This is a genomic window from Rhodoblastus sp. (genome assembly GCF_041915505.1).
Lineage (GTDB): Bacteria > Pseudomonadota > Alphaproteobacteria > Rhizobiales > Beijerinckiaceae > Rhodoblastus.
The window spans coordinates 1-13,197 of sequence record NZ_JAYSBG010000065.1 but is presented as its reverse complement, the minus strand read 5'-3'; the positions used below and the strand labels follow the sequence as shown (position 1 = coordinate 13,197).

General features: G+C 65.2%; 15 protein-coding genes and 1 pseudogene. 3 read left to right on the top strand and 13 right to left on the bottom strand.

Annotation, left to right across the window (positions count from 1 at the left end):
- The 5 genes from ACE3S9_RS06500 to ACE3S9_RS06480 form a co-directional block, all read right to left on the bottom strand.
- The coding region (locus ACE3S9_RS06500; RefSeq protein WP_374545630.1) for an N-acetyltransferase family protein at positions 1-541 on the bottom strand (541 nt) is incomplete at its 3' end.
- A gap of 63 nt (positions 542-604) precedes the next feature.
- On the bottom strand, positions 605-1,936 hold the full coding sequence (locus ACE3S9_RS06495; protein ID WP_374545629.1) for a folylpolyglutamate synthase/dihydrofolate synthase family protein: 1,332 nt from the start codon (positions 1,934-1,936) through the stop codon (positions 605-607).
- Positions 1,937-1,945: 9 nt separating this feature from the next.
- A complete protein-coding gene (accD, locus tag ACE3S9_RS06490) occupies positions 1,946-2,806 on the bottom strand; it encodes an acetyl-CoA carboxylase, carboxyltransferase subunit beta (protein WP_374545628.1) in 861 nt (286 codons plus the stop codon).
- A complete protein-coding gene (trpA, locus tag ACE3S9_RS06485) occupies positions 2,803-3,645 on the bottom strand; it encodes a tryptophan synthase subunit alpha (RefSeq protein WP_374545627.1) in 843 nt (280 codons plus the stop codon). The genes accD and trpA overlap by 4 nt, the downstream gene beginning before the upstream one ends.
- Before the next feature lie 45 nt (positions 3,646-3,690).
- Complete coding sequence (locus ACE3S9_RS06480; protein ID WP_374545626.1) at positions 3,691-4,137, bottom strand: MarR family winged helix-turn-helix transcriptional regulator; 447 nt, start codon at positions 4,135-4,137, stop codon at positions 3,691-3,693.
- A gap of 65 nt (positions 4,138-4,202) precedes the next feature.
- Here ACE3S9_RS06480 and ACE3S9_RS06475 point away from each other — a divergent pair, with 65 nt between their 5' ends.
- A complete protein-coding gene (locus ACE3S9_RS06475) occupies positions 4,203-4,643 on the top strand; it encodes a VOC family protein (protein WP_374545625.1) in 441 nt (146 codons plus the stop codon).
- A gap of 5 nt (positions 4,644-4,648) precedes the next feature.
- Positions 4,649-5,113, top strand: coding sequence for a VOC family protein (locus ACE3S9_RS06470; protein ID WP_374545624.1), 465 nt, complete (start codon positions 4,649-4,651; stop codon positions 5,111-5,113).
- 3 nt (positions 5,114-5,116) lie between these two features.
- On the opposite strand, the gene trpB is transcribed toward ACE3S9_RS06470, so the two are convergent.
- The 7 genes and pseudogenes from trpB to rpsA form a co-directional block, all read right to left on the bottom strand.
- Positions 5,117-6,346, bottom strand: a complete 1,230-nt coding sequence (gene trpB, locus ACE3S9_RS06465) for a tryptophan synthase subunit beta (RefSeq protein WP_374545623.1) — start codon at positions 6,344-6,346, stop codon at positions 5,117-5,119.
- Positions 6,347-6,489: 143 nt separating this feature from the next.
- Positions 6,490-7,131, bottom strand: coding sequence for a phosphoribosylanthranilate isomerase (locus tag ACE3S9_RS06460; RefSeq protein ID WP_374545622.1), 642 nt, complete (start codon positions 7,129-7,131; stop codon positions 6,490-6,492).
- 3 nt (positions 7,132-7,134) lie between these two features.
- Positions 7,135-7,494, bottom strand: a complete 360-nt coding sequence (locus ACE3S9_RS06455) for a LapA family protein (protein WP_374545621.1) — start codon at positions 7,492-7,494, stop codon at positions 7,135-7,137.
- 49 nt (positions 7,495-7,543) lie between these two features.
- Positions 7,544-7,852, bottom strand: a pseudogene (locus tag ACE3S9_RS06450) (integration host factor subunit beta); the annotation flags it as partial.
- A 33-nt stretch (positions 7,853-7,885) separates the two neighbouring features.
- Positions 7,886-8,854: a signal peptide peptidase SppA gene (gene sppA, locus ACE3S9_RS06445; protein ID WP_374545620.1), complete on the bottom strand. Its 969-nt coding sequence runs from the start codon at positions 8,852-8,854 to the stop codon at positions 7,886-7,888.
- A gap of 49 nt (positions 8,855-8,903) precedes the next feature.
- Entirely contained in the window at positions 8,904-10,211 is a 1,308-nt protein-coding gene (locus ACE3S9_RS06440) for an Hsp70 family protein (protein ID WP_374545619.1), read from the bottom strand.
- Positions 10,212-10,277: 66 nt separating this feature from the next.
- Entirely contained in the window at positions 10,278-11,999 is a 1,722-nt protein-coding gene (gene rpsA / locus ACE3S9_RS06435; RefSeq protein WP_374545618.1) for a 30S ribosomal protein S1, read from the bottom strand.
- A gap of 324 nt (positions 12,000-12,323) precedes the next feature.
- Between rpsA and ACE3S9_RS06430 the strand changes: the two genes are divergently transcribed.
- Positions 12,324-12,539, top strand: coding sequence for a hypothetical protein (locus ACE3S9_RS06430; RefSeq protein WP_374545617.1), 216 nt, complete (start codon positions 12,324-12,326; stop codon positions 12,537-12,539).
- 44 nt (positions 12,540-12,583) lie between these two features.
- Here ACE3S9_RS06430 and ACE3S9_RS06425 read toward each other — a convergent pair.
- A partial coding sequence (locus ACE3S9_RS06425; RefSeq protein ID WP_374545616.1) for a Hint domain-containing protein occupies positions 12,584-13,197 on the bottom strand: 614 nt, incomplete at its 5' end.

Sequence of the window (13,197 nt, the reverse complement as noted above, 5' to 3'; positions counted from 1 at the left end):
ACCGCTGCAGCATGACGCTGTCGGTCCAGCGGCCGAAGCGGAAGCCGATGCCTTCGAGAAAAGCGACGCGGCGGAAGCCGCAGGCTTCGTGCAGGTTGAGCGAGGCCTGATTTTCCGAATCGACATAAGCGATCATCTGGCGATAGCCGGCGTCGGCGCAGGCGTCGATCAGGGCCGGCAGCAGCTTGCGGCCGACGCCGGCGCGCAAATGGCTTTCGTGCACATAGATCGAGTGCTTGACGCAATAGCGATAGGCCGGCCGCTTGCGGAACGGCACCGCATAGGCGTAGCCGATCACCACGCCGTCAAGCTCCGCGACGAGATGCGGCAGCCGGTGCTTCTGCATGTTCTTGCGCCGGCGCTTGATGTCGTCGGCCTGTAGCGGCTCGAAGCCGGCATCCTTGTTCAGACCGTGGGTGACATAGCCGGTATAGATGGCCAGCATGGCCGCAGCGTCGGCGTCAGTGGAGGGGCGGACAACGATCTCGCCGGTTTCCGGCTGGGCCGGGCTGGCGGGCTGGTCCGGCGCGAAGCTCTGCATGGGGCGGGCCGCTCCTTGATTGGGGCGTCTCCCCATAGCCGATTTTTGCGCCGGCCGGGAGGCCTATTCCGGCGGCGTTCCGTTGGCGGCCAGAATTTCTCCGACCAGATAGAGCGAGCCGGCGATGAGGATGCGCGGCGGCGGGTCGCCACGGCGCGCGAGATCGACCAGAACCTGTCCGGCGCCCGCAGCGGCTTCCGCCTTCAGGCCGAGGCTGCGCGCGAGCGCCGCGACCTCCTCCGGCGCCCGCCCGGCCTGATCGCCATGAACCGGCACGGCGAAGACCTCGGACGCGAGGCCGACGAAATGGCCGAGAAATCCGGCCGCATCCTTGGTCTTCAACCCTCCGTAGAGCAGGATCAGCGGGCGCGGCGCGCGCTCTTCCAGATCGGCCATGGCTTCGGCCAGCACGCGGCCGCCGGCCTCGTTATGGCCGCCGTCGAGCCAGAGTTCGGCGCCTGCCGGCGCCAGCAGGGTCAGGCGGCCCTTGCTGAGATTTTGCAGCCGTCCCGGCCAATCCGCCCGGACCACGCCCTGTTCGAAGGCGGCGAGCGGTAAATCCGGCAGCACCTGCCGCAAGGCGGCTATGGCCGTCCCGGCATTGACGAGCTGGTGCCGCCCGGCCAGGCGCGGCAGAGGCAGATCGAGCAGACCGTTCGAATCCTCATAAACCAAACGCCCGCGCTCGGCCCTGCAGAGGAAATCCTGCCCATAGAGCGCAATGGGCGCGCGGCGCCGCGCCGCCTCGCGCTCCAGCACGGCAAGCGCCTCGTCCGCCTGCGCCGAAATCACCACCGGCGCGCCGGATTTGATGATCCCGGCCTTTTCAAAGGCGATCTTGTCGAGCGAATCGCCGAGAAATTCGACATGGTCGATCGAGATCGGCGTGATGACCGAACAAACCGGCCGGTCGATCACATTGGTGGCGTCGAACCGGCCGCCGAGACCGACTTCGAGCAGCAGCGCGTCGGCCGGATGATCCGCGAAGAGTTTGAGCGCCGCCGCCGTGGTCGCCTCGAAAAAGGTGATTTCGGCGCCGGCATTGGCCTGTTCGATGGCGGTCAGCGCCCGGGCGAGGGCCTCGTCGGAGACCAGTTGGCCGCCAACAAATTCTCCTGTTTGAGCTTGCGCGGCAAGCCGGATGCGTTCGCGAAAGGCGACCAGATGCGGCGAGGTATAGACATGGACGCCAAGCCCCGCCGATTCCAGAATCGCCCGCATGAAGGCGATGGTCGATCCCTTGCCATTGGTGCCGGCGACATGAATGGTCGGCGGCAGGCGGTTTTGCGGATCGCCCAAAGCGGCGAGCAGCCGCTGGATGCGCTCCAGCGACAGATCGATCCGCTTGGGATGCAAGGCGAGCAGGCGCGCGAGCAGCGCGTCGGGCGCGGTCATGTCGCGCGATCAGGCCGCCTGGGCCGGCGCCTTGGTCAGCAGCCGGCAGATGCGGCCGAGCGTCTCGCGCAATTCGGCGCGGGGCGTGACCATATCGACCATGCCGTGCTGGCGCAGATATTCGGCGCGCTGGAAACCCTGCGGCAGGCGTTCGCGAATGGTCTGCTCGATGACGCGGGCGCCGGCAAAACCGATCACGGCGCCGGGCTCGGCGATGTGAATATCGCCCAGCATGGCGTAGGACGCCGTGACGCCACCGGTGGTCGGATTGGTCAGCACCACGATATAGGGCAGTTTCGCCGCCTTGAGCCGCTCGACCGCGACCGTCGTGCGCGGCATCTGCATCAGCGAGAACATGCCCTCCTGCATGCGCGCGCCGCCCGAGGCGGTGAAAATGATGAAGGGCGTCTTTTTCTCCACCGCCCGCAACATGCCGGAGACGATGGCCTCGCCCGCCGCCATGCCGAGCGAGCCGCCGAGAAAATCGAAATCCTGCACCGCCACCGTGACCGCAGTTCCCTGCAGAGCGCCGGCGGCGAGCGTCACCGCGTCATAGACGCCGGTCTTGGCGCGATAATCCTTGAGCCGGTCGGTATAGCGCTTGATGTCGCGGAATTTCAGCGGATCGGCCTGAACTTCCGGAACCGGCAAGGTTTCATAGGCGCCATCGTCGAACAAAGCGTCGAGCCGGGCCTTGGGCGGGATGCGCATGTGATAGCCGGAGCTCGGCACCACATAGAGATTGGCCTCCAGGTCCTTGTGAAAGACCAGCGCGCCGCTTTCCGGACATTTCACCCAGAGGTTTTCCGGCGTGTCGCGCTTCAGAAAAGAGCGAATCTTCGGCGGAACGACATTGGAGATCCAGTTCATGGGGTCACGCGCTCCTTCGCGGCGCTGGCGACGCCCGCCGCCAGTTCGTCCACCAGTTTCCCGACCGCCGCCGCGCTCGCCGACCCGCCACGCCCCTCAGCGTCGAGCGTTTTGGCCAGTGCATCGATCAGCGCCGAGCCGACCACCACGCCATCGGCATTGGCGGCGATTTCGTGAGCCGCAGCGGCGTCCTTGACGCCGAAACCGACCGCGACCGGCAGGTCGGTATGGCCCTTGATGCGCTTCACCGCGGCGGCGACTCGGGAATAATCCGGCCGGCCGGCGCCGGTAATGCCGGTGATCGAAACGTAATAGACGAAGCCCGAGGTATTGGCGAGCACCGCCGGCAGGCGGGTATCGTCGGTGGTCGGGGTGGCGAGGCGAATGAAGCTCAAGCCGGCCTTGAGCGCCGGCAGGCAAAGCTCTTCATCCTCCTCGGGCGGCAGGTCGACCACGATCATGCCGTCGGCTCCGGCCGCCTTGGCGTCGGCCAGGAACCTGTCCACGCCATAGACGTAGATTGGGTTGTAATAGCCCATCAGGATGATCGGGGTGTCGGAATCCTCGCGGCGGAACTCCGCCACCAGCTTCAGCACGCCCTTAAGCGTCATGCCGGCGTGGAGCGCGCGCAGGCCCGCCGCCTGAATGGCGGGGCCGTCGGCTATCGGGTCGCTGAAGGGCATGCCGACTTCAATGATATCGGCGCCGGATCTGGGCAAAGCCTTCAGAACGCTAAGCGACGTCGCCGGATCGGGATCGCCGGCCATGACGAAGGTGACGAGAGCGGCGCGATTTTGCGCGCGGCAAAAAGCGAAACGGGTTTCGATGCGGGATGTCATGGTCTTGCGGGTTATCACAATGCGCCGGGCTTGAAAACGGGCGCGTCAGGCCAAATCGCGCAGGCCCTGCCGCAGCATCGCGGCGCCGTCCCCGAGTCGGGCCTCGATTCCACCATGGACGCGCTCCCAGACGGGCGCGGCTTGCGCGAGCAAAGCGCGACCCTCCGGCGTTAAGCGCAGCAGGCGGCCGCGCCGGTCTTTCGGATCGGCCTCAATCGCCACCAACCCACGTCGCGCCAAGGGTTTCAGAGCCGCCGTCAAAGTGGTGCGATCCATGACGAGCAGAGCCGCCACCGGCGCCATCGACGGCGGCTCGGGCCGGTTCAGCGCATTGAGCAGGGAAAACTGGCCGTTGGTCAGATCGAGCGACCGGAGGGCGTCGTCGAAAATCCGCGCCAGGGCGCGCGCGGCGCGCTGGACATGGAGGCAGAGGCAGGCGTCGCGGATGCGATGGGTCGTCTCGAATGAAAGCGGGGAAACCTCGGTTGACATGGATCAATTATGTTGATATCAACTTAATTGTCAAGCTCTAAACCACGCCCCGAAGCGAGGCCGCCATGAAATTCACCCCCTATGTGATGTTTTACGGCGATTGCGCCGAAGCCTTCGCTTTTTACGCCCGTGTCCTGGACGCCAAAATCATCCGTCAGCTCCGCTACAGCCAAGCGCCGGCGGGCGTGCCCATGCCGCCCAATGTCGACCCCGACAAGATCATGCACGCCTGTCTCGAAAAGGACGGTTTCCGGCTGATGGCCGGCGACATGAACCAGCCGCGCCCTGAAGGCGCGCCGCCGCCGGTCTATTGGGTGTCGATTTCCGTCGCCAGCGTCGAGGAGGCGCGGCGCGTAACGGACCAATTGTCCGATGGCGGCCAGATCATGATGCCGCTCGGCGAAACTTTCTTCTCGCGCCAATTCGCCATGTTTGGCGACCGGTTCGGCGTGAAGTGGATGGTCGATTGCCCGCGCTCCGAAAGCGAACTGGCCGCTTTGGGCTGAATCCGATGCAGAAAGTGACGCTCAGCCTCTGGTTCAACGGTTGCGCCGAACAGGCGGCGGCGTTCTATATTTCCTGTTTCGGCGACGGGCGCATTATCGACGTCTCCCGCCATGGCGAGGGCGGCCCGCGCCCCGCCGGCGAGGTCATGGCGGTCACGTTCGAATTGTTCGGCCAACGTTATGCGGCGATCAACGGCGGGCCGGAATTCGCCTTCTCGCCGGCTTTGTCCCTGCTCGTTTCCTGCGAGACGCAGGACGAAATCGACCGCTACTGGGCGAAACTGGCCGAAGGCGGCAAGCCGGCGCGCTGCGGCTGGATCACCGACCGTTTCGGGGTGACCTGGCAGATCATTCCCGCGCAGTTCAAAAGCCTGCTGAGCGATTCCAGCACGGCGGGCCGAGTGATGGCCGCCGCCTGCCGCATGGAGAAAATCGATCTGGCGGCGCTGGAGCGCGCCGCCAGCGAATGAGTCTCACATGCCGCCGAGATATTCCGCGACCGAGAAAATATCCTTGTCGCCGCGTCCCGACATGCACAGGACCATCAGATGGTCCCTGGCCTTTTTCGGCGCGATTTCGATGACCTTGGCCAGCGCATGCGACGGTTCGAGCGCCGGAATGATGCCTTCGAGCTGCGAGCAGAGCTGGAAGGCGTCCAGCGCCTCCTTGTCGGTGGCCGACAGATAGGTCACGCGGCCGTTTTCCTTGAGCCAGGAATGTTCCGGCCCGATGCCCGGATAATCCAGCCCCGCCGAAATGGAATGGCCTTCGAGAATCTGGCCGTCGTCGTCCATCAGGAGATAGGTGCGGTTGCCGTGCAGCACGCCGGGACGGCCGCCGGCCAGCGAGGCCGCATGGCCGTTCGGCACGTTGAGACCATGGCCCGCCGCCTCGACTCCGAAAATTTCGACCGACGGATCGTCGAGGAAGGGATGGAACAGGCCGATCGCGTTGGAGCCGCCGCCGATACAGGCGAAGAGAGAATCCGGCAGGCGGCCTTCCAGCGCCGCCATCTGTTCGCGGGTCTCATTGCCGATCACGCATTGGAAATCGCGCACCATGGCGGGATAGGGATGCGGCCCCGCCGCCGTGCCGATGCAATAAAAGGTGTCATCGACATTGGTGACCCAGTCGCGCAGCGCCTCGTTCATGGCGTCCTTGAGCGTGCGGGCGCCGGACTGGACCGGGACCACTTTGGCGCCGAGCAGGTTCATGCGGAACACGTTCGGCTTCTGCCGCTCGACGTCCACCGCGCCCATATAGACCACGCATTCCAGCCCGAACCGCGCGCAGGCCGTGGCGGTGGCGACGCCATGCTGGCCCGCGCCCGTCTCGGCGATGATGCGCTTCTTGCCCATGCGCCGCGCGAGCAGGATCTGGCCGAGCACATTGTTGATCTTGTGCGCGCCGGTGTGGTTCAGCTCCTCGCGCTTGAAATAGATCTTCGCGCCGCCGAGCTTTTCCGTCATGCGCTCGGCGAAATAGAGCGGGCTCGGCCGGCCGACATAATGGGTCAGCAGATTTCCCAGTTCGGCATGATAGGCCGGGTCCTGCCGCGCCTCCGCATAGGCCTGTTCCAGCGACAGGATCAGCGGCATCAGCGTCTCGGCGACGAAGCGGCCGCCGAAAATGCCGAAATGGCCGCGCGCGTCCGGGCCCTGACGCAGGGAATTGGCCGCAGGATGAGGCGAAGAACTGTTCATGGCTCTGCTCTGGGCCCGCGCGCCGCCCCGAAAGGAGCGTCCAGGCGAGCCGGATGACCGGTGACGTCCCTTGCCGGCGCAAAGGCGTTGGAACCCGCTCTCTTAAACGCTTCGCGCCCGCAGGCCAAGTCGATCTTGTCGCCTCAGGCGGCGCGGGCGGCGGCGATGAAGGCCCGGATCTTGTCGACGCTCTTTTCGCCGGGCGCATCCTCGACGCCCGACGAGACGTCGACGGCTCGGGCGCCGGTCAGGCGGATCGCCTCCGCGACATTTTGCGCATCGAGCCCGCCCGACAGCATCCAATCCCCGCCGACGGCGTGATCGCGCAGCAGCGTCCAATCGAACGGCAGACCGTTGCCGCCGGGCAGCACAGCGTCTTTCGGCGGCTTGGCGTCGAACAACAGGCGATCCGAGACCTTTTCATAAGGTTTTGCGCGCGCGAGGTCGGCGCGGTCGGCCAAGCCGATGGCCTTCAGAATCGGCAGGCCGAATGTCGCGCGCAAGGACGCGACCCGCTCCGGCGTTTCGGCGCCGTGCAATTGCAGCCAGTCCGGCGCCAAAGCCTCTACGATATCCGCGATGCGCGCGTCATCCGCATCGACGACCAGCGCGACTTTTTGCGCCCGGCCCCGCGTCTGGGCCGATAGCGCGCGCGCGGCGGCGAGATCGAGATGGCGCGGGCTTTTCTCGAAAAAGACAAAGCCGACCATATCGGCGCCCGCATCGAGCGCCGCCTCCAGCGGCTCCGGCCGTTTCAGGCCGCAAATCTTCACCAGAACGGACATTTTTCAGGCGGCGCGCGTCGGAACGATCGCGGTCGAGCTATTGGCCGGCGCCTGCAGCGCCTTGACCTGGGCGCGGAGCGATTCGTTTTCGCCGCGCAGGGTTTCGACTTGCCCCTTGGCGTCGCGCAAGGCCTTGCGGAAACGCCCCTGGCGGAGCCAGGTGGCGACGCCGCCGAGCAGCACGCCGACCATGGTCGCGCCGATCAAGACGACGAACAGCGGCAGGACCACCATGGTCGAGGGATCGTCGCCGCCATAGAACGGATCGAGCGTGACCACGACATTCTGCCGGTTGGACAGAGCGAAGACGAGAAAAATCAGGGCCAGCGGCGCAATGATGAGAAGTTTCAGAAAATTGCGCATGGTCTGCCCTGCACTCCCGACCGGGACGTTCGCGCCGGCGAAGGCCGGCTCAACCCTTGTGATCTTCGTTCAGACGCTCGCGCAATTCCTTGCCGGTCTTGAAGAAGGGCACGGATTTCTCGGCGACGTCGACCTGATCGCCGGTGCGCGGATTGCGACCGACGCGCGCCTCGCGTTTCTTGACCGAAAAGGCCCCGAAACCGCGCAGCTCGACGCGATCGCCGCGCGAGAGCGCCTCGGTGACCTCATCGAGAATGGCGTTGACGATATTCTCGACGTCGCGGAGGTAGAGATGTGGATTTCTGTCGGCAATACGTTGAACGAGTTCCGATTTGATCACTGGAGTCGCCCTTAATTCGCGCGCGTCGCGGGGCGGCGGCGCTTCTTCTTCTTAATGTTGCGCGTCAACGTGCCAAATCGCCAAAAGCCCGTCAAGCGCCGCGGCGTCCTGCGCGCCTTCGACCTTCTGCGCCAGCTCCGCGGCCTGCGAAAAGCCCAGCGCGGCGAACGCGTCGGAGGCGAGGCTGAACAGGCCCAGCCTACTGGCCGAGCTCGGTTTTTTCCATTCCTGCACGGGCAGGCCCTTGGCCACGCCCTTCTCCTGCTCCAGCCAGGCCACCGCCTCGCGCTCGCCGCCATAGGCGTCGATCAGCTTGAGCGGCAGGCCCTGATGGCCCGTGAAGACGCGTCCGTCGGCGACGGTGGCGAGTTCCGAATCGCTCATCTTGCGGCGATCCTTCACCAATCCCTTGAACCAGTCGTAGGAATCGACCACCAGCGCGTTGATCGCGGCGCGCGCCGCGTCGCTGGTCGGCTCGAAGCCGTTCGGCGAGGCCTTGAGCGGCGACGATTTGATCGTCTCGACCTTGACCCCGATCGTGTCCAGCAGCTTGGAGACATTGGGAAACTGGAACAACACGCCGATCGAGCCGACTAGGGCGTTGTCGTCAGCGAAGATGCGGTCGCCGCCGAGGGCGACAATATAGCCGCCCGAGGCCGCGAGGCTGTCGACCACCGCCACCACCGGCTTTTTCTGCGCGACGCGGCGCAATTCGTCATAGATGCGCTCCGAGCCGGTGACCGTGCCGCCCGGGCTGGAAATCTCGACGATCACCGCGCTCGCCTTGGACTCGCCGACATCCTTGATCAGCTTGATCGTCTCGCGGTCGCCGGTGATCAAGCCCTTGATGTCCAGGCGCGCGATATGGGGCGTCAGATGGGTCGAAGCGCCGCCGAAGCGCGCCGCGGCGACCACAATGGCCAATGCCGCCGCGCCGAGCGCCAGCACCCGCCAGAAGGTCAGTTTGCGGCGCAATTGCCGCCGGTCGAGAATGGTTTCAACGGGCGCGTTCTGCGTCATGCCGTACACTCCAAATCGCTTCCGAACTTAAGGTCTCGCCCCGCGAAGCTCAATGCGCCCGGGCGATTCTTTTCGGCCTGCCCTGCTCGGCGCGGCGGCGGCGGTCGCCGGCGAGCAAGGCGAGACCCGCCGCGACCGATTGGAACGGATTGTCGTAATGCAATTTCGCGGCGCCGAAGCGGCGCTCGAAAATCGCGCGAAGGCTCGGAATGAACGATGTTCCGCCCGTCATGAAAACGGCGTCCACCTTGTCGGGCGAAAATTTGGCCGCCGCCAGCGTGTCGTCGAGCGCGCCCTCGATGCGCGCGAGGTCGGGCGCGATCCAGCTCTCGAAATCGGCGCGCGTCACCATGGAATCGATCTCGACGCCGCCGCGCGCAAAATGCAGCCGCGCTTGCGGCGCGGAAGACAGCGCCGCCTTGACCGCGCCGACGGTCTGGTAAAGCTCGAAGCCGAGATCCATTTCGATCAATTCGACCAGCGCCGCCAATTCGTCGCCGCGTTCCGAGACTTCGGCGAAACGGCGCAATTCATTCAGGGTTTTCGGCGCTTTCAGCCAGGAAATCTGATGCCATTGCGCGAAGGAAGCGTGGAAATAGGCCGGCAGCGGCAGCAGCTTTTCCAGCGAGCGATAGGTCGCGCCCTTGCCGAGGCGCGGCGAAATGACATGGTCGATCAGCCGGAAATCGAACGAATCGCCGGCCACGCCGCAGCCGCCATGGCCGAGCGCCTCGGCTTCGAGCCCATCCGGTCCATGCGAGAAATGCAGCAAGGCGAAATCGCTGGTGCCGCCGCCGAAATCCGCCACCAGCACCGTCTCGTCGCGACGCAGGTTGCGCGCATGCCAATAGGCGGCGCCGAGCGGCTCGAAGGCAAATTCAGCCTGTGCGAGCCCGGCGGCGCCATAAGCGTCCGCAAGGCGCTTCACCGCCAGATCCTCGTCGGGCCGTTCGCCGGCGAAGACCACCGGCCGGCCGGCGACGACAAAGGCGCCGTCAGCGACGCCGGTCCCGCCTTGCGCCTCGAACAAATGGCGCATGAAGATCGCCACCATGTCCTCGATCGTGACCTTGTGGCCGAACAGACGGGCCTCGGTGAAGACTCGGCTGGCGACGTGGGTCTTGAAGGACTGGATGAAGCGCTCTGTCGGCTCGGCGGCGATGGCGCGCGCGAGCGCCTCCGGCCCCGCCACATGGCCGAGGCCGCGGCCCTGTTTCCAGAACATCAAAGCGGTGCGGAAGGTCTGGGTCGGACCCTCGGCGCTGGGCCATGACACCGAATGCACGCCGCCCTTTTCATCGGCGAAGGCGATGACGCTATTGGTGGTGCCGAAATCGACGCCGACGGCGTAAGTCATGGTGTCCTCGAAAAAAAACCCCGCGCGAATTTTCGCGCGGGGCTGAATCCTGGTTAGGCGAACCGCTTACTTGGTTTCGCGGGCCTTGAGCGCGGCGCCGAGAATGTCGCCGAGCGAAGCGCCCGAATCGGCGGAGCCATATTGAGCGATGGCTTCCTTCTCTTCGGCCACTTCCAGCGCCTTGATCGACACGGCCACCTTGCGCGCCTTGCGGTCGAACAGAGTGACGCGGGCGTCGACCTTTTCGCCCACCGCGAAGCGGTCGGGGCGCTGGTCGCCGCGATCGCGGGCCAGTTCGTTGCGCTTAATGAAGGCCTGCAGGTCGGTGCCGACGATCTTCACTTCGAGGCCGCCGTCCTTGACCTCGAGAATCTCGCAGGTCACGATGCCGCCCTTCTTCAGCTCGCCGTCATCGCCAGCCGAGGCCGAAGCGAAGGGGTCGCCGCCGAGCTGCTTGACGCCAAGCGAGATGCGCTCCTTCTCGACGTCGACGTCGAGCACGCGGGCGTGCACCACATCGCCCTTCTTGTAGTCCTCGATCGCCTGTTCGCCGGGGCGGTTCCAGTCGAGGTCGGACAGATGGACCATGCCGTCCACATCGCCGTCGAGGCCGATGAACAGGCCGAATTCGGTCTTGTTCTTGACTTCGCCTTCGACGTCCGAACCAACGGGGTGCTTCTCGGCGAAGGCTTCCCACGGATTCTGCAGGGTCTGCTTGAGGCCCAGCGAGATGCGGCGCTTGACGGAATCGACTTCCAGCACCTGCACGTCGACTTCCTGGCTGGTCGAGACGATCTTGCCGGGATGGACGTTCTTCTTGGTCCAGGACATTTCCGAGACGTGGATCAGGCCTTCGATGCCCGGCTCCAGTTCCACGAACGCGCCGTAGTCGGTGATGTTGGTCACGCGGCCATGGAAGCGGGCGTTGATCGGATATTTGGCCTCGATGCCCTGCCACGGATCGTCGAGCAGCTGCTTCATGCCCAGCGAGATGCGGTGGGTTTCGTGATTGATCTTGATGATCTTCACTTTCACCGTCTGGCCGATGTTGAGCACTTCGCTCGGATGATTGACGCGGCGCCAGGCGATGTCGGTGACATGCAGCAGGCCGTCGATGCCGCCGAGGTCCACGAACGCGCCGTAATCGGTGATGTTCTTCACCACGCCCTCGATGGTCACGCCTTCTTCAAGGTTGGCGACGATCTCGTGGCGCTGTTCGGCGCGGCTCTCTTCGAGCACGGTGCGGCGCGACACGACAATATTGCCGCGGCGGCGATCCATTTTCAGGATCTGGAACGGCTGCGGCACGCCCAGCAGCGGGGTGACGTCGCGGATCGGACGAATATCGACCTGCGAGCGCGGCAGGAAGGCCACGGCGCCGTCGAGATCGACGGTGAAGCCGCCCTTGACCTGGTTGAAGATGACGCCGTCGACCTTCTCGCCGGCCTCGAAGGCCTTTTCGAGCTTGACCCAGCTCTCTTCGCGACGGGCCTTGTCGCGCGAGATGACGGCTTCGCCGAGCGCGTTTTCGACGCGTTCGAGATAGACTTCGACTTCATCGCCGACCACCGGGGCCGGATCGCGGCCGTGGCCGGTGAATTCCTTGAGGGCGACGCGGCCTTCGGTCTTCAGACCGATATCAATGACCGCGACATCCTTTTCGATGGCGACCACGCGGCCCTTGACCACGGAGCCTTCGAAAGCTTCGCTCTCGCCGTAGGATTCGGCAAGGAGAGCGGCAAAATCGTCGCGCGACGGGTTCATACCCGCGTTATTGGCAGTGGACATATTTTCTCCTGAAGCGCCCTGTCGGGCGGCGCCGGTTGGGTTAGCGTTGCGTTTGCTCCCTTCCGCCAGCGCGCATCTTGCTTCGATGCGCCTCGCCGCAGCTTAAAACATGCGGCGTCCGGCGCGGGCCGGCGGGGGAGAGCGGGTTTTGGAGCGGGCGATATAGCAGGCGCGCGGGCTTTCCACAAGGAGCAGGCCGGCGCTCAGCGCGGTCTTTTCTCGCCAAGCGGGCGAAAGCGCGGGAACAAAGTTTCGTGAAAACGGCTTGTCCAGGTGTGGGAGCGCGCCACACGTCCGGCGCGCGCCGCTCGGGAGGGCCAACCGATGCATCCGATCCTTGTCGCGCTGCTCGCCTGCAGCTTCGCCCTGTCTGCCGCCTCCGTCGCCCAGGCGGCGAAGGCGAGCCATGTCGCGATGGCGAAGCGAAGCCAGAGCGGCCACCATAGCGCCCTGGCGTCGCCTGCAAGCCACACGCGCGGCCATCGCCACGCGAACGGATTGGGCGGCATTCATCCACTGGTTGGCAGCGGCGATTATTGACTGTTCGCCGGCGACCGGGAAAGGCGGCGCAGCCGCGTCAAGGGCTACACCGCCTCAGCGAATTCGGCCGCAAATCCGAGCTGTCGGGCCCTGTCGTCAAGAGCGGCGCGAATAGTCAATGGAACCTGCCGGCGCGACTTGGCGCGGGGAGAGGACAGTTCGGCGATGTGCCGACCGTCCGGAAAGAGCGCCTCGTGTTCCGGCCAATTGTCGAAATTCATCCGATCGACATTGTCGATGAAGGTTTCCGCGGGCGTGTTTTCCGCGAGAATCAACGAATGGTCGTCAAGTTCGACATGATAATAGACGAAGACGCTCGGAATCGTCGCCTCCCGAACGATGGAGGCTCCATTCACCAGCGCCCCGGCATGGATCAGCATGCCCCCGACGAGCAAGGCGTGATCGGGCGAAACCAGCAAATCGCGGGCAGGCGCATCGTGCGCCAAGGCCCCGGCCTTGACGCGGATTGGCCAGTTGCGGACCGGATCTGCGAACAGACTGCGGACGGTTTGCTTGCCCAGCCAGACCACCGGTTTCGCCGAACCGTCCGTCGTCATGACGAGGTCGCCGCGTTTCAGCGTCTCCACCGGAACCTCGCCGGCGGGCGTCCGGATCAGCGTGCCGGCCATGAAGCAAATGGTGATGTCGTACTGGCTGG

Excerpts from the sequence above, each read along its gene's own strand:
- ACE3S9_RS06470 (WP_374545624.1), top strand. The coding sequence starts at position 4,649 with ATGCAGAAAGTGACGCTCAGCCTCTGGTTCAACGGTTGCGCCGAACAG.
- ACE3S9_RS06455 (WP_374545621.1), bottom strand. The coding sequence starts at position 7,494 with ATGCGCAATTTTCTGAAACTTCTCATCATTGCGCCGCTGGCCCTGATT.
- sppA (WP_374545620.1), bottom strand. The coding sequence starts at position 8,854 with ATGACGCAGAACGCGCCCGTTGAAACCATTCTCGACCGGCGGCAATTG.
- accD (WP_374545628.1), bottom strand. The coding sequence starts at position 2,806 with ATGAACTGGATCTCCAATGTCGTTCCGCCGAAGATTCGCTCTTTTCTG.
- ACE3S9_RS06430 (WP_374545617.1), top strand. The coding sequence starts at position 12,324 with ATGCATCCGATCCTTGTCGCGCTGCTCGCCTGCAGCTTCGCCCTGTCT.
- ACE3S9_RS06440 (WP_374545619.1), bottom strand. The coding sequence starts at position 10,211 with ATGACTTACGCCGTCGGCGTCGATTTCGGCACCACCAATAGCGTCATC.
- ACE3S9_RS06480 (WP_374545626.1), bottom strand. The coding sequence starts at position 4,137 with ATGTCAACCGAGGTTTCCCCGCTTTCATTCGAGACGACCCATCGCATC.
- trpB (WP_374545623.1), bottom strand. The coding sequence starts at position 6,346 with ATGAACAGTTCTTCGCCTCATCCTGCGGCCAATTCCCTGCGTCAGGGC.
- ACE3S9_RS06475 (WP_374545625.1), top strand. The coding sequence starts at position 4,203 with ATGAAATTCACCCCCTATGTGATGTTTTACGGCGATTGCGCCGAAGCC.
- ACE3S9_RS06495 (WP_374545629.1), bottom strand. The coding sequence starts at position 1,936 with ATGACCGCGCCCGACGCGCTGCTCGCGCGCCTGCTCGCCTTGCATCCC.
- rpsA (WP_374545618.1), bottom strand. The coding sequence starts at position 11,999 with ATGTCCACTGCCAATAACGCGGGTATGAACCCGTCGCGCGACGATTTT.
- trpA (WP_374545627.1), bottom strand. The coding sequence starts at position 3,645 with ATGACATCCCGCATCGAAACCCGTTTCGCTTTTTGCCGCGCGCAAAAT.
- ACE3S9_RS06460 (WP_374545622.1), bottom strand. The coding sequence starts at position 7,131 with ATGTCCGTTCTGGTGAAGATTTGCGGCCTGAAACGGCCGGAGCCGCTG.